This window comes from Aporhodopirellula aestuarii (genome assembly GCF_023701485.1).
Lineage (GTDB): Bacteria > Planctomycetota > Planctomycetia > Pirellulales > Pirellulaceae > Rhodopirellula > Rhodopirellula aestuarii.
This window is the reverse complement of the sequence record NZ_JAMQBK010000062.1, coordinates 25293-46123: the sequence shown is the minus strand read 5'-3', so window position 1 is coordinate 46123 and position 20831 is coordinate 25293. Positions and strand designations below refer to the sequence as shown.

Here is a 20831-nt window from a genome sequence, read left to right as displayed (position 1 = left end):
TCTTTATAGCGGCATTCCTCCGGCATTTTCGCGATCGCTCGACGTGGAAGCTAAAACGAATCGCGGGAGCGATGACCTACAAGGCTCCCCACTCCAATTCAAACTCTAGATCGATGCAAACCTCAAACTTGGTTTCGGTTTCGCCCCGTCGGCCAACCCGACCGAAACCTTGATTACCTCGTCAAGCCAAGGTGGGCCTTCATCACGCCTGGCGGGGCATCGACCCGCTCCAAGAAACGGTATCGCCACCCGCCCAGTCCATGGCAAGGCAGTAACCGTATCAATCCGACTTCACCGATCGCATCACTACGATGCCCCATCCGATCACCAATTACCCCGTCAAACCTGCTCATCCGGTTGGACTCAACGGGAAGTCACCACAATGGGCACGCAAAGTGCTTTCGCGTGGTGGGGATAGTTGACGTTACTTCCATTGCGGAGAACAAAATGATCACCGGTGGTGAAATCATTCAGGTTTTTGCGGTTTGCTAACTTCGCGAGGTAAACGATCAGACGCCGAACACCCCACACGAAACTGCTTGATTATCCGACACTATGGACGATTTCGATACAGCGCAGACGGACACGGAAGTTTGCGATGAGTTCCACATCGTCGGCGTCGGTGCCTCCGCGGGAGGTCTCGAAGCACTTGAGGCATTTTTTCGAGCCATTCCGGCGGACAGCGGGATGGCATTTGTCGTTATTCAGCACTTGTCGCCAGATTTCAAAAGCCACATGGAAGAATTGCTGGCACGACAGACCAGTATTCCGGTCCATCGCGTTGAAAATGGGCAGCGTGTCCGGCCAAACCATATCTATCTCATTCCTGCCAAGATGGAGATGGTGATCAACGAGGGCAAGCTGCTGTTGACTGAGCGCAGTTCGGACCGGACGATGGTCCATCCGGTAGACCAGTTTTTCCGCTCCCTGGCCACCGACGTCGGACGCTATGCCGTCGGTGTGGTCCTGTCGGGCACCGGCAACGATGGCGCACGCGGCGTTCGCGACATTCACGAGGCCGGCGGCTTGGTTATCGCCCAAGACGACGTATCGGCCAAATTCTATGGGATGCCTGGCAGCGCCCGCGAAACAGGAATGGTGCACGTTGTTTTGCCGCCGATCGCCATCGCCGAAGCGCTCGTTCGCTACACCCAAGAAGGCATCAGCCGCGAGAAACTGGCCGAAGAAGACCTCGCATTTGGAAACATGGAGGTCGAAGCAAAAATTCTACATCTCCTGCATCGCCGCACCACGCTGGATTTTTCCCAGTACAAGTCGAGCACCGTCGGACGCCGCATCAACCGTCGAATGCAGCTGTTGGGGCTGAGAGAATTGGAAGACTATTTGTCGCGTTTGACAAACGACGAACACGAACAGGATGAACTCTACAAAGATCTTCTGATCGGCGTCACCAAATTCTTCCGCGATCGAGATGCATTCGAATCACTGCGCACCCAAGCGATCGAAAAACTGATCGGCGCAAGAAATAACGGCGAGCCGCTGCGAGTTTGGGTTGCAGCCTGCGCGACCGGCGAGGAAGCCTACTCGCTCGCCATCTTGATTGATGAAGAGATTCAAAAACTCGCTTCCGATTTAGATTTCAAAATCTTTGCAACCGACGAACACAAAGGCTCACTTCAAATTGCGGGCAAGGGCGTCTACAGCGAAGAAGCGTTAAGCGAAGTGACGCCATCGCGACGCGATCGGTATTTCACTCGCACACGTGATGGCTACCAAGTTCAGCGTTACCTCCGCAACAAGATCGTTTTCGCACCGCAGAATCTGATCAACGACGCGCCGTTCACCCAGATGGACCTCGTGAGTTGCCGCAACATGCTGATCTATCTGCAACCGACGGCTCAGAGAAAAGTCCTGTCTCTGTTTCATTTTGCGTTGAACGGCAATGGGGTTCTGTTTCTTGGTCCCAGTGAATCCCCAGGCGAGCTGAGTGACGAATTTCAACCGATCAACAAACGTTGGCGCATTTTCAAGAAACGACGCGACGTACGCTTGCCACTTGGGTCACGAGTACCGATAGGACGACGCTTAGAAACGATGCCGTATTCGCCGACCACCATCGCTCCGGCTAAAAGTAACCGAGTGACTGCCGACCTGATCAAAACGTACGACCGGTTACTGGCGAAAAAGATGGGGTGCAGCATCCTCGTCAGCGAAAGCGGCGACATGTTGCACATCTTCGGCGGTGCCGAAAAGTATCTCCGCCAACGCGGCGGCAGGCCATCCAATCATCTACTCGAAATGATTGACGAATCGCTAAAAAATTCGATCTCGACCGCTTGGCATCATGCGTTGGCCAAACGTGAGACGGTTCAATACGCGGCAACGCAGTGCCGAAGCCAACAACAAGAGGAAATGCTGCGGATATCAGTACAGCCTCTTGCCTCCACCAGCAATGAACCATGTGAAGTGCTAGTGGAATTCGAGCAGTTGCCAATTCTGATCGAGTCGTCAAAGAGCCAGTCGGATGATCGAGCCGAACACGCACGTATGCATTTGCTTGAATCCGAACTGCGGTTTTCGCAAGAAAACCTGCAGGCGACGATCGAGGAAATGGAAACCTCCAATGAAGAATTGCAGGCCACTAATGAAGAATTGGTCGCAAGCAATGAGGAATTGCAAAGCACCAACGAAGAATTACACAGCGTCAACGAGGAACTTTACACGGTCAACGCGGAACACCAACGTCGCGTTGAAGAACTGGCCCTGGCCAACGACGACATGGACAACCTATTGGCAACGACCCGCGTCGGCGTGATCTTCTTGGACGACGGACTCTACATTCGCCGGTTCACACCAGAAATCGCTCGTGTCTTCGATCTGGACGAACACGACATGGGTCGTTCGATGGAAAAGATCGCCCACATGCTAAATCACCCGGAGTTGTTGGATGAACTGCGCCAGGTGATGCAATCACAGTCCGAAAGGGAGGTAACAGTTCGTGACAGTAATGACACACCGTACTTGGTGCGGATGCTGCCTTATCAGAGCAGCGATGAGACGCGAGGGGTTGTTCTCACCTTAGTTGATATTGCAACACTTGCTGCCGCGGAAAAAGAGATCCGGCTTCAACAGCTTGCCATCGAGTCGGCGGTCAACGGTATCATCATCACCGATCCACGCGTCGAAGGAAATCCGATCACGTACGCAAACCGGGGTTTCTTAACCCTGACCGGCTATGAACTGGATGAAGTCATCGGACGCAACTGCAAGTTCCTGCAAGGCCCCGAGACCGACACCGAAACGATTCGGAGGATTCGAGATGGCCTCGACCGTGGTCAACCCGTTCGAGTTGCGATTTTAAACTATCGAAAAGATGGTAAATCGTTTTGGAACGATCTACAGATCGCCCCCGTTTACGGATCGGACGGGAAAGTGTGCAACTTCGTCGGCGTTCAACACGACATCACAAACCAGATCCTCGCGCAAGAAGCGTTGAAGGAAGCAAACGAAGCCAGCCAACGAGCGAACGAAGCGAAGAACGCATTCTTGGCAACAATGTCGCATGAACTGCGGACCCCCATGACCGCCGTACTGGGATTCGCGGACATGCTCCGAAGTGAATCGGATCATCCCGATTTCCTGGAGAAGGTCGACATCATCAAGCGAAACGGCTCGTACCTACTCTCTCTGCTAAACGACATTTTGGATTTATCACGGATCGAAGCCGGAAAATTAAAATTCGAAAAGCAACCGCTGGACATTCTCCGCGTTGTTCGTGAAGTCGAACGACTGATGCAGCCTCGAACCGAACAAGATAACGTAACCTTGCGATTTCGATACGCCGCCCGGTTGCCCTCGCAAATCATGGGTGATGAAGTTCGGATTCGCCAGATTTTGGTGAACCTCATTCGTAATGCGATTAAGTTCACACCGGAAGGTGAAGTCGTCGTACAAACCGATTTGGTTAACGATGACGAACATTCTCGGCTCGAGATATCCATCAGTGACACCGGAATCGGAATCACGCCGAATCAGATGAAACGCCTGTTCGTTCCGTTTAGTCAGGCCAGCAAACAAACAACCCGGCAATTCGGTGGCACCGGCCTTGGCTTAAGCATCTCCAAGCGTCTCGCCGAAGGCATGGGTGGAACAATCCATGCCGAAAGCGAGATCGGTCGTGGCAGCCGATTCACTTTGTCATTGCCGCTATCGGATGCGGAAGCCGGCTCAACGATCGACGTGACAAATCTTCGAAGTGGCAAGACAAAAGACGCGGACAACAGTGCGGCAAACTACCCACGGATCGAGTCACGTGTCTTGCTGGCCGACGACCGCCGCGACATCTGGCGAATCGGCAAATTTTTTCTCGAACGATGCGGTGCGGAAGTCACGATCGCTGAAAACGGGCAACAGGCCGTGGAAGCGGTTCGCGACGCAGAAAAAAACGGCCGCCCGTTTTCGCTAGTCCTGATGGACATGCAAATGCCAATCATGGATGGCAGAGAGGCCGTCGCGACATTGCGACAAGAAGGCTTCACTCTTCCGATCATCGCGATTACTGCCGACGCAATGGAAGGCGAACGAGAATCCTGCATCGAGATGGGGTGCGACGAATATTTCCCCAAACCCATCAACGGTCCCAAGCTGACCGAAATGGTGGCTTCATTGATCGATCGACATCGCAGCGATTTCGCCTCAGAAGCAGCGTCGAACGGATCACCCGCAAACGATCGGGAGTCGATCGGTCGCCGCGAGTGAAGACGCATATCTCGCCGCGGAGATCGCTATGACCGGCGAACCGAGAAGCTCGACGAAATGCGCTACCGCAGCAGCACAACCTCGCTTTTCACATCGCTCTGGTCTCTTTGAAACCAAAATCGCGGGCGTTACCCGCTTCGATAGCCTCAGCGAGGCTCAGCTGCGTGAGAAGGGAAAACTCCAAATTAAACTCGGTGTGGGACCGGACGGCTTGAGCCCGATGCCATCTACATTCTTGGCGGAGCGGCGCACGCCTCCCGGTTGCAGTGAGTAAGATGCTCGAATTCTACCGGGCGGCTCGCGCCGCTCCGCTATAACTTCTATCGGCTAGACGCGAGCTATCCGGTTCAAGCACTCCAAAGTTCAAGCCCTCCAAAGTTCAAGCTCGACGACGCACAAGTCGCCCCACACATCGGCAAACCGGACCTTCGAGCCATTGCCTGTAATATTTGTAGACGCCCCGTTAACTCGCTCCGGCTCATTTGCGTAAGATGAATCAAGCCTTTTATGAAGTAAACCGTCACTCTTTTGCGACTTGAGCCATGACTCGACGATGTTTGAACTTGTTGTTCGCCCTGGCAATTTTCACCGGCAATGCACTCGTTGCTCCGGCAGCGGAGAAGGACAATGCCGAGGATGCCGCAGCGGCGGCAGACGCGTGGGCGAGGTCTCAAGACGGGGAGCTTCCCGAACGCATGAATTGGTGGAAGGAAGCCAAGTTCGGCATGTTCATTCACTGGGGCGCCTATTCGAAAGCTGGCGGCGAGTGGAAGGGTGAAACCGATCACCACGAGTGGCTCCAATTCACTGCCAAAATCCCGCTCAAGGAATACACCGAGTTTGCCAAAACCTTCGATCCGAAAGACTTTGATCCGGATCAATGGGTCACGATCGCGAAAAACGCAGGTATGAAATACATGATCATCACTTCGAAGCATCACGATGGGATCGCGATGTTTGATTCGAAAGTAAGTGATCACAACATCATGAAACTCGCCCGTTTGAAACGGGATCCGATCCGACAGCTTGCCCAAGCCTGCCGAAAACAAGGCATTCGTTTCGGAGTCTACTATTCCCTCGGACGCGACTGGGAAGATCCAGACGTGCCGACGGGTAAAGGCAAAGGCATGTCCGGGTGGCGCAGTAATCTGATCGACTTTCCCGATGAAAAGAACAAGGTCTTCAATCGGTACTTCAAACGCAAAGCCATGCCGCAAGTCCGCGAACTGTTGACAAACTATGGGCCCATCGACGTGATGTGGTTTGATACCCCGGAACTGATCTCTCCGGAGGAAAGCAAAGAGATGTTGGAAATGATCCGCGAGCTACAGCCTAACTGCATCGTCAATCAACGCGTCGGCAACGACTTGGGTGACTACGGCACACCTGAACAAACCATTCCTCCGGAAGTCTCGACGAGTCCTTGGGAAACTTGCATGACGCTTAACGGACACTGGGCGTACAACAAAGCCGATGAGGAATGGAAGAGCGCCGGCTCGCTGATCCGTAACCTCGTCGACATCTCTAGCAAAGGCGGTAACTACCTCCTCAACGTCGGACCTACCGGTGACGGCGTGATTCCTAAACCCAGCGTCGAACGTCTCAATGAGATCGGTCAATGGCTGGAGATCAACGGCAAAGCCATCTACAACTGCGGTCCAACACCTTTTGGCGACGAACTGGGCGCTTACAGCAAGACGGAAAAAGACAGCAAGGGACGTCCAAAGTTCATCGCCCAAAAGCAGTGGCGAGCGACAACGCAACCCGGCAAGCTCTATATCCACGTCCTCACTTGGCCAGCCGAAAAACTCACGATGCCCTCGCTCGAGAAAAAAATCTCCACCGCTTATTTGCTCGCGGACCCCACCCACGCACCACTCGATGTTGATCAAGGTGCAAGCAGCATTTCCATCACCCTCCCCGAGCAAGCTCCCGACCCTAACGCGTCAGTCATTTGCCTGGAAATCGCAAACTAATTCCACAGCGACTGTTCGCCGCCGCTACGCTCGCCAGAGCGTGGAACACTCCGAAGCCGAGTTGATGGCGGGAGTATCAATATCAAGCGGTCATTCGGCCCACATTTCCATTGTTCCACCACGGAAGCCACCCTCATGAGCACCGTTCGATCAATCATCATCCTTGTGGGAATCTTCTTGTCGATCAATGTGTCGGCTCAGGTGTATGTTGTGACGAACGATGACGCTGGTTTCATGGACGGGCCCACGCGCGTCGCCGACATCAAGCGAGACACCGAGTTCTACGCGTTGGAAGTTCGAGACGAATGGCTGCTTGCGGTTGAACCAAAATCACTTTCGCGATTTTGGATCGCTAAGTCCAAAGCAGAACAGAAAACCCTCACCAAAGCTCAACTCGCCGAGGAGGCCGGCCTTTGGCAGCAGATGTCGCAAATCGAAGAGTTCGTCAATGCACGGTCTGCAACGACAGATCAACTTCAATTGACTTTGGATTGCACTCGCAAGCTACGCAGCTTTTGGGATGACAAACACCCCCATGCGGCCACCGCGGTTCAATACGCGGGCATCGTCGCCGCCAACGCGGGAGCGTATGCCCAAGCGGAAACACTGCTCAACGATGCACTCGATGTTCACAGCAGGCTATATGGCAAGGCGGCGACTCAAACGGCGGAGATCTGCATCGACCTGGCCAACCTTTCAAACCATCGACACGAGCTCAAGAAGGCGATCCAATTCGCTCGCCAAGCTTGGAATATCAATCGGGATGCGTTAGGCGCAGAACACCCCGACGCGATCAGCGCGACATTGCCCCTTGCCCACGCAATGGAACAAATCCAAGAATACGAAGATGCACTCAAGATTTATCAAACGGCACACCGGGTGTTCCGTAAGAGCTACGGCGATACCCATCTCATGACGCTCAAGACGAACGCAAAGATCGCACAACAGCTCGTATCGCTTGACCGCAAAAAAGAAGCGGTCTCGATCTACGAAGCGGTCGTCACGAATCTGGAAAAACATCATCCGGATCAATCCGAAACGATCGCTCTACAGCGTCTGCGACTCACGTCCGCGAAATTGAATTCCAATGACTCCGAGTCCATGGAAGCATTCGGTCGGTCGATCGCTGAGTTGGAAAAGAAATTCCCTAACCTGGTGCCATACATCCGATCCCAACAACGCTTGCTCTTAGCAAGTCATCTGCAAGCCGGCCAAACCCAGCAAGCGTTTGCCATGGTCGACAGTCGGCTGCGGCAATTGAGGACCACGATCCGCAAAGAATTGTGGGGCATGAACGCTCTCGAACAACGCGAGCACCTCGCCCAAGCGGACAGTTACACATTTTTCTCGTCGATTTCGCTCGCCGTTGACTTTGCCCACGTCCCGCAGGTTTCCGATATGTCGGCGGAATGGCTGATCAATGGAAAAGGGTTGGTCGAAGAAGCTCAATCGGTTCAAGGTGGCGCGACACTAGACCTGAAGAAACGAGAAGCTTGGGCCAGCCAACCCTGGGTAACGTGCGACGATATTCGCGGCACGCTCTCCGACAACGAGGTTTTTGTCGATGTCCTGTCGTACCTTGATTTTGAGTTTGACGCGGACGCGACTCCGTCATCGACCGGCCAGCGTTACGCTGCGTGGATTTTGACGAACACCGGCAATGCTCGGTTCATTGACCTTGGTCCCGCCGAGCCCATCGACAATGCGGTCAAGGATCTCACGCACGGCATCGGCGAGTCGGTCGCACAAATCCGACAACACGGCGAGCAAACCGCCTACCAGCAACTGATACCGCAACTGACTGCAGCCAGTCGCTTGATATGGCATCCGATTTTGAAAGCCTGCGATAGAAAGCCAGACGTCCTGATCTCGCCAGACCAAAGCCTATGGCTATTGCCCTGGTCCGCTTTATTGAATCCGGACGGCGAGACATTCGTCGCCGAAACCCATTCGATTCAATTGCAGCTCAGCGGTCGTGATTTGATTCAATCCGATGTCACCGCGTCGAACAAGCCTGGCGTGATTTTTGCCGATCCCAATTTCGACGTCGAACTTGAATCGACATCGCCCGATCAACTACGGTCGGCGGACAAGCTAAAGTCTGCCGACGGCGAACCAATCAAATTACGATCCGTCGGTCGACTAGCGTTCTCCGCCGTTGAAGCTGAAATGATCTCTCCCGCGATTTCGCGGATCACAGGTAACGAACCGAAGACGATGATGCAGGACGCTGCCTTGGAGTCCAAGTTCAAGGAACTAACCAGCCCATCAGTGATCGTCGTCAGCACCCACGGATTCACATTCGGTTCCACTGACGACGGAACCAATCCGCTTCTCAAGTGCGGGCTGTTAATGGCGGGTGCGAACGGGAACGAGTCCATCGCGAGTCTGCAGAATGATGGCGTGTTGACCGGGTTGGAAATCGCTGGGACCGACCTATCGGGCACGCGATTGGCGGTTCTAAGTGCTTGCCAAACGGGCCTGGGAGAACTGGAGGCAACCGGGGGCGTGGTGGGCCTACGTCGCGCGTTCCACATCGCCGGGGCGAGATCCGTTTTGTCGTCGTTGTGGGAAATCCCTGATCGCGACACCATGTTGCTGATGCAAGGCTTCTTCGATTCACTCGCCGAGTCCAAAGACGTTGCCTCGTCCTTACAGACGACACAGCAACGGCTAATTGCTGCGCGTCGCGAACGTTACGGTGCCGCGCACCCGTTCTTCTGGGCCGCATTCGTCATGACGGGCAATTCCCGGCTGGATTTGTAGCGTCCCTGGGAACACGGCTTCCTCTCAAAGGTTTGAACCAAACGGTGGCAAACTCGAATGAGACGCGGCCATTCTTTGGAATCAGATGCGGGCACAGAACATCATCTTGTCTCTCGCCCCACCCGCATGACTTGAGCGTGAGCAACTCGAATCGTTCTGGCCTCTCTGCTAGACTCTGAGTGCTCTTTTCATCGTTCATTCCTTTGAGTGTCCCCACTATGACGGTACGCAGCGGCGGCGGTTTTCGAGCCATCTTTTACTCCCTAAAAAAGGGGCGTGAAGCGGGAGGCTACTGGAAATTTTTCAAAGCGATGCGATCACGTAACACGTGCAAGACCTGCGCCCTCGGCATGGGCGGCCAAAAAGGCGGCATGGTGAACGAGAAGGGTTCGTTCCCGGAAGTTTGCAAGAAAAGCATGCAGGCGATGGTGTCGGACATGCAACCGGGAATCGAGCCGACGTTTTGGAAAAACACGTCCATCGAACAACTGCAAAAGCTCTCGCCCCGCGAACTCGAGTACCTCGGACGTTTGCTGCATCCGATTCGATATCGGGCCGGTGCCACGCATTTCGAAACAATCACTTGGGAAGAAGCGTTCGATAGCATCGTCGCAAAACTCAACTCGCTCTCGCCCGACGAGACGTTTTGGTACTTCAGCGGTCGAAGCAGCAACGAGGCCGGCTTCGTCCTGCAATTGCTTGCTCGAGTCTATGGAACCAACAACGTCAACAATTGCAGTTTCTACTGCCACCAAGCCAGCGGCGTGGGGTTGCAGACGAGCGTCGGCAGCGGCACGGCAACGATCGATCTCAACGATCTTGAGAAAGCGGACTTGGTCTTCTTGATCGGTGGCAACCCGGCGAGCAACCACCCCCGATTGATGAGCAGCCTCGTTCACGTCCGACGTCATGGCGGCAAAATCATCGTTATCAATCCGGCCAAAGAAACCGGACTGGTCAATTTCCGCATCCCATCCGATCCGATCTCATTGCTCAAGGGAAGCAAGATCGCATCGCACTACACGATGCCTCACATCGGCGGCGACCTCGCTCTCCTGTGGGGCATCGCCAAAGTACTGCGGGATCGTGATCAGATCAAAATCGATTTTCTTAAGAAGCACTGTCGTGGTGAGGAAGATTTTCTCTCGCGAATTGACGAGCTGTCATGGGAGGAAATCGAGAGCAAATCGGGCGTCGCCCGAGATGAAATCGAAACCCTCGCCGAAATGTACGCTGCCAGTGAGCGGACCGTGTTCGCTTGGACGATGGGCATCACGCACCATGCACACGGCGTCGAAAACGTGCAAGCGATCGCAAACCTCGCGATGTGTCGTGGCATGGTGGGTCGGCCCGGCGCGGGATTGATGCCGATCCGTGGCCACTCCAACGTGCAGGGTATCGGCAGCGTTGGGGTAACACCGAAACTCAAGCAACAGATCTTTGATTCGTTGCAAACCAAATTCAATGTCATCCTGCCGACCACTCCCGGACTTGACACTCTGTCCTGCATGGAAGCCGCCGCTGAAGGATCCGTCAAAGCCGCGTTTTGCCTCGGCGGCAATCTGTACGGCTCCAACCCCGACGCGAACTTTGCCAACCGGGCGCTGTCGAACTTGGACATGAATGTGATGATGAGCACGACAATGAACACCGGCCACGTGCACGGACTCGCGGACGAAACCATCATCCTGCCCGTGCTTGCTCGCGATGAAGAACCTGAATCGACGACGCAAGAATCGATGTTCAACTACGTGCGATTGAGCGACGGAGGCCCGCGACGTTTACCCGGTCCCAGGAGCGAAGTCCAAGTGATCGCGACCCTCGGACAGCGATTACTGCCTAACGCCGAGGGTATCGACTGGGACCAAATGCAGCACACCGAAACGATCCGCCAATGGATCGGTGGCGTCGTCCCGGGCTATGAAAAGATCCAAGCGATCGGCACGACCAAAGAAGAATTCCACATCGGCGGCCGCATCTACCACGAGCCCAGCTTTGGAACCGAAGACGGACGGGCGGTAATGCACGCTCACACGTTACCTCCGCTTAAAGGAACTTCTGACGACGAACTGCGGTTGATGACCGTTCGCAGCGAAGGCCAATTCAACACCGTCGTCTACGAAGAAGAAGACGTGTATCGCAATCAAGAACGACGTGACATCATCTTGATGCACCCGGATGACCTCACTCGGCTGTGTCTCACGCATGACCAACGCGTCCGCGTTGAGAACGAAACCGGTCACATGGACTCCATCCTCGCGCGAGGTTACGAAAACATTCGCCCCGGCAACGCTTTGATGTATTATCCCGAATGCAATGTCCTCGTCGCTCGTTACGCCGACCCACAAAGCAAAACGCCAGCGTTCAAGGGCGTTGTTGTGAAAGTCAAAGCGATGCCGACAAACTAATCGATACGACATCGACGCTGCCGTGTCTGCTCCTTACGGCTTGCGACCTCATCAATCCATTACTAGCCCGCCGTTTCGGCGATCTCATCAAACACCGGCTCCATGCCACATCCATCATCACCTGACCGCAATGCCATCTGGCGTCCCTATTGCCAGATGAAAACGGCTCCCGCACCTCTCGAAATCGTGTCGGCGAATGATTTCGAGTTGACGACCGCAGACGGCCGCAAGCTCATCGATGGCATGGCCTCGTGGTGGTCCGTTTGCCATGGGTACGCACACCCACATATCGTCGAGAGCGTTAACAAACAGCTCGAACGACTTCCGCACGTGATGTTCGGTGGCATCACGCATGAACCGGCCGAACGATTGGCCGCGCGGCTCGCCGCGATGTTACCCGCGGATCTCAAACACGTCTTTTTCGCTGACAGCGGCAGCGTCGCAGTCGAGGTCGCGATGAAGATGGCGATCGGATACTGGCGTCGTCGAGGTCGCCCCAACCGGCAACGCTTCCTATCGTTCGATCATGCGTATCACGGAGACACCACCGGCGCGATGTCGCTCTGCGATCCGCAGCGCAGCATGCATGCCGACTATGGAAACGCGATCCTCAAACAATGGCACTGCCCGCTGCCCAAGGATGACGCGAGCGAAAACGCTCTGAGCGAAATACTCGCTCGCCATCGTGACGAGATTGCCGGCGTTTTCCTCGAACCGCTCGTCCAGGGAGCGGGCGGAATGCGGTTTCACGATGCGGCCACGGTACAACGCATTCGCAAATTGTGCGATGCAAATGAAGTCCTCATGATCGCCGATGAGATCGCCACGGGTTTCGGTCGCACCGGAGCCATGTTTGCAATCGACACTTGCGAAATCGTCCCCGATATCATTTGTTTGGGCAAAGCGTTAACCGCCGGGACGATGTCGATGGCGGTGACGGTGGCTCGCTCGGAGGTCTTTGACGCGTTCTGGTCCGACGATCCCGGTGACGCGTTGATGCACGGCCCCACCTTCATGGCAAATCCGCTCGCCTGCGCCGCGGCGAACGCGTCGATGGACCTATTTGAACGAGAGCCACAGGTGCGACGGGCGGCGGACATGGAAGCCAAATTGTTCGCCGGACTGGCGCCCTGCCGTGATATTTCGGGCGTGGTCGAGGTTCGCTGCCGCGGCGCAATCGGAGTGATCCAAGTCGAAGCCTTGCCTCGTCTCGACGAACTTCGACAAGCCTTTGTTGACACGGGAGTCTGGCTGCGTCCGTTCGGCGACTGCGTCTACATCACCCCGCCACTCAACCTGCCTGACACACTCCTCGAACGCCTGTGCGATGCGATTGTGAATGTGATGTCATCAAGACGATTTACTGCCTAAGACTCCATACCGCACGCGAATTCACGGTCACACACCTTCGTGCATCAACGCGATGGCAGTTCGCTCACGACGCAGCGGCAACGACGCCGTAAACCGGCGTAGTGCCGAGAGTGGACTCCGTTCGCCTTCTCGCAACGCTTCCTTGATCGCCGAACCGATACGATTTTGAGCCGATTCGTTCGGTGGCAGACTGGTTTCGGCCACGTCTTCGGCGACGCCCATCCAATCAGCTCCACCGATCAGTAGTACTTCGCCGTTAAGTAACGTTGTTTCATGGTTCATCGCAGTCTGCTCACCCATGAACTCGTCGGCGCGGACTTTCGCGGGACGTCCGATATTGACCGGGCGGTAACCGTATTTCGATACGATCAAGCTCGACCACTGGCCGACCGAGGACATCCGTGCGTGTCCCGTTTCAGGATCAATGTGTGCGTAAAGCAACGACAGGTTCGGACAGCCGGTTTCATCGATCGCCGCGTCGCGAACTTGCAACAACGTATGCAACGTTCGCATGATCGCGTCGTGCGGGGTGTGTCGATAGCTCGCGTGGGCTTGCAGTGCCGCCCGGGCAACGGCGCCGTCGAGTGTGTTGACCAAGTTGCATGATGGATCCCATCCGGCACCAAACTGGCACATGGACAATGCGATCACGCCATCGGGTAAAACGTCCCAGTGATGCCAACTTTGTGCGACATCCAACGGCGATTCCACCAACCCATCCACCGACCAACTGGGAGCCAGACGAACCCCGATGGGTAAAGTGTCGTGCTGCCAATCCGAAACTTGGTTGGTCCAAGAACGAATCGTTGGCGGCACTGCCGTTTCGACAAGCTGTGGCTGAGACGGCAACGGATCCATCGCCGCAACGAATCGGTCGGCATCAAATTCGGCATCGAGGTCCGAATCAACATCCAAGTCGGCGTCATTGAAATCGATGGCGAGCATTCGCTCGAGTTCCTCGTCAACAAAATTCGTTTCAACCGGTTCGGCGACGTTCAGTTGAACTCGATTCGGTGACGCGGTTACATGACTCATCGAAGACAGGATATTGCAGACATTGGATGACGCCAAACGTGCCGACGCGGTCGCACAGTCGTTGTACTTCTGCACAGTGCGACTAAACAGCCACATCGTGCCAATCGGCAGTTCAACGCCGCCTAGTGAAACGCAAATCCCCGATGCAAAAGGCTCCGGGGGAGTGTATTGATTGATTGGTCCACCCTGCAGATCCTCGATGGCCACCACGCCTTGGATCATCGCTTCGAGATCGCCTCGAGCCCCTCGCAGAGGGCGGGAGGTGCCGATCCGCTGCGCCGCTGACAAACCGAAGACAAAACGCGTCGACAACCGCTCGGTTTCTTCGTCGAGAAGATAAACCACGGCGGCATCAGTCCCGGTTGCGAGCGCAGCGTCCGCGAGAATGCGATCGATCTGGTCGCAACCGTTCTCGGCTTTCGCAACGTCCAGGATGACTGCCGCACGAGCAGCGAGTTCGGCTTGCTGCGATCGCAAGATGGCCTTTTGCTGTTGCATTTCTTCCGCCATCGCACGTGCCGCGTCGGCGAGACGCTGCGCGTCACCAGCGGTCAACACTGGTGGCCGATCTTCCGAAACGGTCGCCTGGGCGTCGCGTGTGTTTGGGGCAGCGTCGATCCGCCAACCGGTTGTTTCGGTGTACGTCCGCCAGAACCCTTCGACTGTTCGCCCACTATCCCGGTCCTCGATCTCAATTCGCACCGGTGCCGTTGCACTTCCTGCGGTGCCCGCATCGGAGTCGCGATCACTGAGATGAAGCTTCAAATAACTTGGTGGCGGTGTGGACACGTTGTCTTCTACCTGGATGGAGGAGGAGAGCAGAGAACCGAGTGTGGAATCGAGACACTCAACACGACCATGACGAATGCACGTCGGTCGCGTAAGACAACTCATCGACCCCTCGGCCCATCTTTACTCAGCCGATCAACCGGTAAAGTTTCCATCTATTGCCACGGCGCCCGTATAATTCATTCAAACCGAACGAGCCGCGGCGCGGCCCATGCAGAGCAAGCGATACAGCGACGGAACCAACACCAACGCGAGCAAAGTTGCCCCGGCAACTCCACCAGCAATCGAAACCGCCATAGGCGGCCAGAACCCGCCGCCATCGAGAATCAAAGGAGTGAACCCGGCCATCGTCGTCAGGGTCGTCGCGACCACGTGCCGTGATGAATGCATCACTTCACCCACGATCGCATCCACATCACCACGCGCGGCGATCGGATTGGCCCGGATCCCCGCCAACACGACAATGGAATCGTTGATGGCAACACCGATCAACCCCATCGTCCCGATAATCGCCATGAAGCCGAACGGATAACCGCTCAACGCCAACGCGCCCATTCCCAATCCCACCGACAATGCCGCGATCGCCGAAATGATCCCCGCCATCCGAAACGAACCGAACGAAAGCACCAACGTCGCCAACATCAACACCGCCAACACTCCCACCGTCGAAAACAGATTGCCCACCGCATCATCCCGCTTGGACGCCTCGCCTCCGAACGAGACCGTATAGCCGCTCGGTAGCCGGTCGATTAAGTCAGCCAACCCGACTTCCAGTGCCCGCTGCACTTCGCTCGGCAACACGCCGGCTTCGACGTAGGCGGCAACTTCGTTCATCCGCATCCGATTCAGCCGCGGTAACGCAGCGGGCTCGGGTTCGAGCGACACGGTCGCAAACGCGGAGAGCGGCGTCACTCTCAATCCTGACTCGCCGGCGTTGATCGCGGGCAGCACGAGATCAAAGCTCGCGATTCGAGCCAGTTCACTGCGATCGGCATCACCGACTCGCACCACAATCGGCACGACTTCGTTGTCTTGTAAAACGCTGCCGCCGCTTTGCCCTTCCAGTGATGTTGAGAGCTGGCGAGCAATTTCCTTTGGCGAGATCCCCGCCTGCGCGGCACTCGCTTCGTCGATATCGAAACTGATTTGTGGCAACACGTCCGCGAGATCCGTCCGCACCGAGATTACCTGTGGCATCCGACTCAGGATCGCTCGCGTCTCATCACCGAACCGACGCAGCACTTCCAAATCCGGACCAAAAAACCGCACCTCGATCGGCGCACCAAAAGGCGGCCCCTGTTCGAGCTGCTTCACCAACACGCGAGATGATGTGATCTCACGACTCAGCTCACGCTGGAGTGATTTAACCAATCCTTCGGGCTCCATTCCCGGCGGCAGCTTCACAAGCCCCTGCGCATAATTCGGCGTCCCTTGGCGACTCGAGATCACGTTGTAATAGAACTGCGGTGCACTCTCACCGAAGAACCAATCGATCCGCACCGCTCCCGCCTTCCGAGCGATCGTATCCACTTTCTCAGACGTCGCGCGTGTCCGAGCCAAGGAATCAGTGGCGGGACCATCCAATGTGATGTGAATTTGATCGCGCCCGCTCGCCGGAAAAAACTGTTCTTCCAATGTTGTAAAAGCCACAAATCCGGCAATCGGTAACACCAGCGAAAACGCAATCCCTTGCACCGGCCGACGGACGAATTGCCGCAACGTCGCCTCGACGAACTTCGTCAACTTCGGCAAATGCAATCCAGGTGATTCCCTCGACAGGTTTGCTCCGCCAGCCAGTTGCCGGGCCGCAACCGTCGGGATCACCGTCATCGACAGAAACAACGACGAAAAGATTGCCAGGATCACGCTGATTGCAATCGCCCCGACAAACTCACCCGCCGGCCCCGGCATCAACGCGATCGGTGCAAAGGCAAACGCGGTTGTTAACGTCGAACCCAACAGAGGAACCGCCAAATGCGCCACACCCCAAGACATCGCGTCGACCGGCGAGTCTCCTCGCCGCATTCGTGACTGAATTTCATCGACCATCACAATCGCATTGTCGATCAACAGCCCCAGCGCGATGATCAACCCCGTCACCGACATCTGATGGATCGGGATGCCGAAAACATTCAACCCGAACAACACCATCAGGCTAGCCAGCGGCAGGGTCAACGTCACGATCAATGCCGCCCGCCACCCCATCAGGATCCAAATCACGCACGCGACCGCGATCGTTCCCAACATCAGATTGAATGTCAGCGATTGGAGCCGGTTGTTTACGTAATCGCTTTGTCGCAAAATTCGCTCGATCGAGATACCGGCCGGTAACGTTTGCCGATACTCGTCGATCAACGCTTCAGCCGCCTCCGTCCAAGAATCGATCCGTTGTTGCGGACGCACCATCGCGCCGAGCACCACGGCGTCTTTTCCGTCCAGCCAAGCGGCCGTGTCCGGCGGATTGGGAATCCCAACTCGCACCTGAGCGATCTGATCGAGCCGAACATCACGACCATCATTGGTACTGATTGGGGTCGCGCCAATCTGATCAACGGTGTCGAACTGATTATCGATCTCAATCAGCATCTGCATCGATTGATCGCGCAGCTGCCCCGCCGAACCCTTCACATCGTAAGACGACAACCGCTCCGCCAGATCGGCCGGCGTGATCCCCATCGCGGCCGCTCTCGCTGGATCGACGCGAACCTCGATCTCTTCACCGGGATCGCCAAAACGTCGCACCAAATCGGTCCCTGGCAACGCCTGGAGACGATCTTGCAATTCAATAGCGAGCCGCCGCAGCACCCGCACGTCAACCGGTTCAGGACGATCCCAAGTCAACCCGACGATCAAAGCGTAGGCTCGCACTTCGAGCTTGCGAAACTCCGGTCGGCTCGCCTCCACCGGCAGTTCACCGATGCTGTCTTCGAGCCGGCTACGAACCCGCGACCAGATGTTCTCGGTTTCCTGTGTATCATCTCTCAACTCGATCGATACCGCACTGATCCCCACCCGGCTGACCGAATGGATCTCCTTGATCTCTTCGATATCCCGCACACGATCTTCGATCACTTCGGTCACGAGAGTCTCAACCCTCTTGGCATCCGCCCCCGGCAATCGGGTGTGGATGATCGCGACGCGTTGAGCCAAAACTGGATCCTCCATCCGTGGCAACGCCACCATCGAACTCAGACCAGCGACCAAGATCAGCAACACGATCAGCACGAGTAATCGCTGATCATTAAAAAACGCGGCCACGATCCGAACGAGCAGACCCGGCTTCTCATCACCCGTGGCATTGGTGGCACCGGTATTTCTCACCGTCGTTCGGCCTCACCCGGTGAAATCTCCGTCAACGACAAATTCGACGTTTTTGGCCGCACTCGCACGCTAACCCCCGGGCCGATCTGCCCCACGCCTTCGGACACAATCCATTCGCCCGGCGTCAACATTCCATGAACGAGCGTGAGGGGGCCGGCGCTGCGTAGCACTTGAATCTCACGTCGCTGGATCGTTGCCAACGCACCACTCGCCAAAGTTTCCGAGGTTAACGCAGCTTCGGAGGATTGCACACTGGGAACTAATTCCTGATACGCCGTGCCTTCGTGATCTGGCATCGCGACATACACCGACCACAAGCCACGCACACCGCGCACCAATGACTCCGTCGGCACCCAAAAAGGATCACTCAACGATGAGGGCAACGTGCCCGCGTTTTCGCTTCCCAATGGGACCCACAATGTTGCCGTTTGGCCGATGTGGACGTTCGCCAGCAAAGGTTCACTCACGTCATCTTGTTTTGCCGGCGATGTCAATTCAACATCCACGCCCCGCGTTCGCGTCACCTCGTCAACCTGCGGCTGCATGCGAACGATTATCCCACACCAATAACCCGCTTGCGAGCGTTTCGGCCGGGGAGTTTCAGGCGGCTCGGCCGGCGTGCGAACGCTCACCCACAAACGATCGCCCACTTGCCACGCACGACAGACTTGCGGCGGCACACCGAAGCGGGCTTCCAACGGATCAGATTCAAGGATTTTCAAGACACCCTGGCTCGGACCGATCATCTCGCCTTCGTCGAAATATCGGATCGCGATCACGCCCGAGTACGGAGCCACGATTTGGCTGTCGGCGCGCTCGACATCAATCTGCTCGCGGGCCGCCTGCGCCGCAGCAACATTTGCCTTGGCCGCCGCGATCTGTTCTTGACGAGTACCTTCTTGGAGTTCTTCGAGCTGCGCCGTCATCGCCGCCAACGTCGCCCGCAACTCGTCGGCCGCATATCGGGCATCGTCAAGTTCCTGTTCGGTCCCCGCACTGCGTCGCGAAAGCAGCTCTTGTCGCTCCAGCCTTCGCTCCGCCGACGCCAACTGAGACGCCAATTGTCGGACTCGCGCCGAGGCCGCACGCACCGTCTGTTCCCGAGGACCTGCGATGGCTTCATCCACCGCCGCCACGGCTGCCGCCAGTTCCGCATCCGCCATCATTTCACGAACATCAAGATCCGCAACATCGAGTCTCGCTAAAACCTCACCCTCTTCGACCGTGTCTCCCTCGTGAACCAACACTTCCGCCAACCGACCGCTGCGCCGCATCGACAACGAACTCGATCGTCTCGCACGAATCTCCCCGCGATAGGGCTCGAACAACAATGGCGCCGTCAACTCTCCCGCCACAATCACGGCCACATCCACGCGACCAACCTCGGAACCCGAGTCGTCGGACGCCAAACCGCTCGACTCACCCGATACGCCGAGTGTTCCCATCCGAGACGCAGCAAAATCGCGCAGAAACCAACCAGCCACAACGGCCACGACAACCACAGCGGCAAGCATCAAAACGCGGGCGGTCCCATTTCGGTTGCACGCTTCGCCCGCCCCGTGGAACCCGTTCGATTTGTTCATGCAAGCTGTCACGCTGACACCTCTTGCGACGTTCGCTTCTGGATACTCTTCGCCTGCCGTCGTAGTTTCGGCGTGATACTCGAAACGTATTTTTGGTAGGCCGACGGGTCGAAGAGCGGTCGCCATCCGATGTCGTCTAACAACGCGTTGCAGTTCCGCCGGATTGCGACGCGTGGTTGCGAAATGCCCGCCATACCAAGCGAAGGGCTCGTCGATTCGAGCACCAAGCCGCCGTAGACCAACGACCACAGTCCAAAGACGATTCGCTGAACGAGGGTTTCCTGCGTGACGCTCTTCGCCACCACCAAATCACCATTCCGGATCGCTGACGAGATCACGCCGCTGATGCAGTCGATGCACTGTTGTTCGCATTCCGCCAACACCTTGCGACGAGCCTGCGATGTTTTTTGCCACACCGGATCGTGCCGCGTAATCTGCTCGATCGAGAAATCGTCGGGCAGACAGTCGACGTAGACTTCCGCAGCAATCCCTATCGCCGCGCAGCATTGTCGCGAATCCTGTCCCAGCGTCACGGCATACCGAAACAACTCCATCCGCCGCCGCACTGAGCGGGCGGCAAGGGCCAACAGGATGTCTTCCTTGTTCGAAAAGTGGTTGTAGATCGTTCCCCGCGTGCAGTCCATTGCGCGGGCGATCGACTCCATGCTGACCGCCGACAACCCATGCTCTCGGACCAGCGGGAACGCGGCATCAAGAATGCGAGTGCCGCGATTGCGGATCTCCAGTTGTTTCGGCGTCAAAACGCGGCCGCCGCCTGAGTTTTCCCGGGTCAAGTGATGAGTCGTCGATTCAGCCATCCCCCCACTATGATCCGATTCTCAAAAATGACAACGCGCCAATTT

Annotated in this window: 10 protein-coding genes; 5 read left to right on the top strand and 5 right to left on the bottom strand. The window is 56.3% G+C overall.

What is annotated here, in order from left to right:
- Positions 1–173 precede the first annotated feature (173 nt).
- A complete protein-coding gene (locus NB063_RS22945; RefSeq protein WP_250931236.1) occupies positions 174–353 on the bottom strand; it encodes a hypothetical protein in 180 nt (59 codons plus the stop codon).
- 202 nt (positions 354–555) lie between these two features.
- On the opposite strand from NB063_RS22945, the gene NB063_RS22940 reads away from it, so the two are divergent.
- The 5 genes from NB063_RS22940 (at position 556) to NB063_RS22920 (ending at position 13240) form a co-directional block, all read left to right on the top strand.
- Positions 556–4719 (top strand): chemotaxis protein CheB, encoded by a 4164-nt coding sequence (locus NB063_RS22940; protein WP_250931235.1) that lies wholly within the window; start codon positions 556–558, stop codon positions 4717–4719.
- 542 nt (positions 4720–5261) lie between these two features.
- A complete protein-coding gene (locus NB063_RS22935) occupies positions 5262–6695 on the top strand; it encodes an alpha-L-fucosidase (protein ID WP_250931234.1) in 1434 nt (477 codons plus the stop codon).
- A gap of 135 nt (positions 6696–6830) precedes the next feature.
- Positions 6831–9461 carry a CHAT domain-containing protein gene (locus NB063_RS22930; RefSeq protein ID WP_250931233.1) on the top strand — a complete coding sequence of 877 codons (2631 nt, stop codon included), beginning with the start codon at positions 6831–6833 and terminating at the stop codon, positions 9459–9461.
- 218 nt (positions 9462–9679) lie between these two features.
- Positions 9680–11869 (top strand): FdhF/YdeP family oxidoreductase, encoded by a 2190-nt coding sequence (locus NB063_RS22925; protein WP_250931348.1) that lies wholly within the window; start codon positions 9680–9682, stop codon positions 11867–11869.
- 102 nt (positions 11870–11971) lie between these two features.
- Entirely contained in the window at positions 11972–13240 is a 1269-nt protein-coding gene (locus NB063_RS22920; RefSeq protein ID WP_250931232.1) for an adenosylmethionine--8-amino-7-oxononanoate transaminase, read from the top strand.
- Between the two features lie 27 nt (positions 13241–13267).
- On the opposite strand, the gene NB063_RS22915 is transcribed toward NB063_RS22920, so the two are convergent.
- The 4 genes from NB063_RS22915 to NB063_RS22900 form a co-directional block, all read right to left on the bottom strand.
- Entirely contained in the window at positions 13268–15169 is a 1902-nt protein-coding gene (locus NB063_RS22915; protein WP_250931231.1) for a sporulation stage II, protein E, read from the bottom strand.
- 78 nt (positions 15170–15247) lie between these two features.
- Positions 15248–18325: an efflux RND transporter permease subunit gene (locus NB063_RS22910; RefSeq protein ID WP_250931347.1), complete on the bottom strand. Its 3078-nt coding sequence runs from the start codon at positions 18323–18325 to the stop codon at positions 15248–15250.
- A 56-nt stretch (positions 18326–18381) separates the two neighbouring features.
- Complete coding sequence (locus NB063_RS22905; RefSeq protein WP_250931230.1) at positions 18382–19968, bottom strand: efflux RND transporter periplasmic adaptor subunit; 1587 nt, start codon at positions 19966–19968, stop codon at positions 18382–18384.
- Positions 19969–19976: 8 nt separating this feature from the next.
- Complete coding sequence (locus NB063_RS22900) at positions 19977–20786, bottom strand: TetR/AcrR family transcriptional regulator (RefSeq protein WP_250931229.1); 810 nt, start codon at positions 20784–20786, stop codon at positions 19977–19979.
- Positions 20787–20831: the final 45 nt, after the last annotated feature.

Excerpts from the sequence above, each read along its gene's own strand:
- NB063_RS22905 (WP_250931230.1), bottom strand. The coding sequence starts at position 19,968 with ATGAACAAATCGAACGGGTTCCACGGGGCGGGCGAAGCGTGCAACCGA.
- NB063_RS22920 (WP_250931232.1), top strand. The coding sequence starts at position 11,972 with ATGCCACATCCATCATCACCTGACCGCAATGCCATCTGGCGTCCCTAT.
- NB063_RS22925 (WP_250931348.1), top strand. The coding sequence starts at position 9,680 with ATGACGGTACGCAGCGGCGGCGGTTTTCGAGCCATCTTTTACTCCCTA.
- NB063_RS22945 (WP_250931236.1), bottom strand. The coding sequence starts at position 353 with ATGAGCAGGTTTGACGGGGTAATTGGTGATCGGATGGGGCATCGTAGT.
- NB063_RS22935 (WP_250931234.1), top strand. The coding sequence starts at position 5,262 with ATGACTCGACGATGTTTGAACTTGTTGTTCGCCCTGGCAATTTTCACC.
- NB063_RS22915 (WP_250931231.1), bottom strand. The coding sequence starts at position 15,169 with ATGAGTTGTCTTACGCGACCGACGTGCATTCGTCATGGTCGTGTTGAG.
- NB063_RS22940 (WP_250931235.1), top strand. The coding sequence starts at position 556 with ATGGACGATTTCGATACAGCGCAGACGGACACGGAAGTTTGCGATGAG.
- NB063_RS22930 (WP_250931233.1), top strand. The coding sequence starts at position 6,831 with ATGAGCACCGTTCGATCAATCATCATCCTTGTGGGAATCTTCTTGTCG.
- NB063_RS22900 (WP_250931229.1), bottom strand. The coding sequence starts at position 20,786 with ATGGCTGAATCGACGACTCATCACTTGACCCGGGAAAACTCAGGCGGC.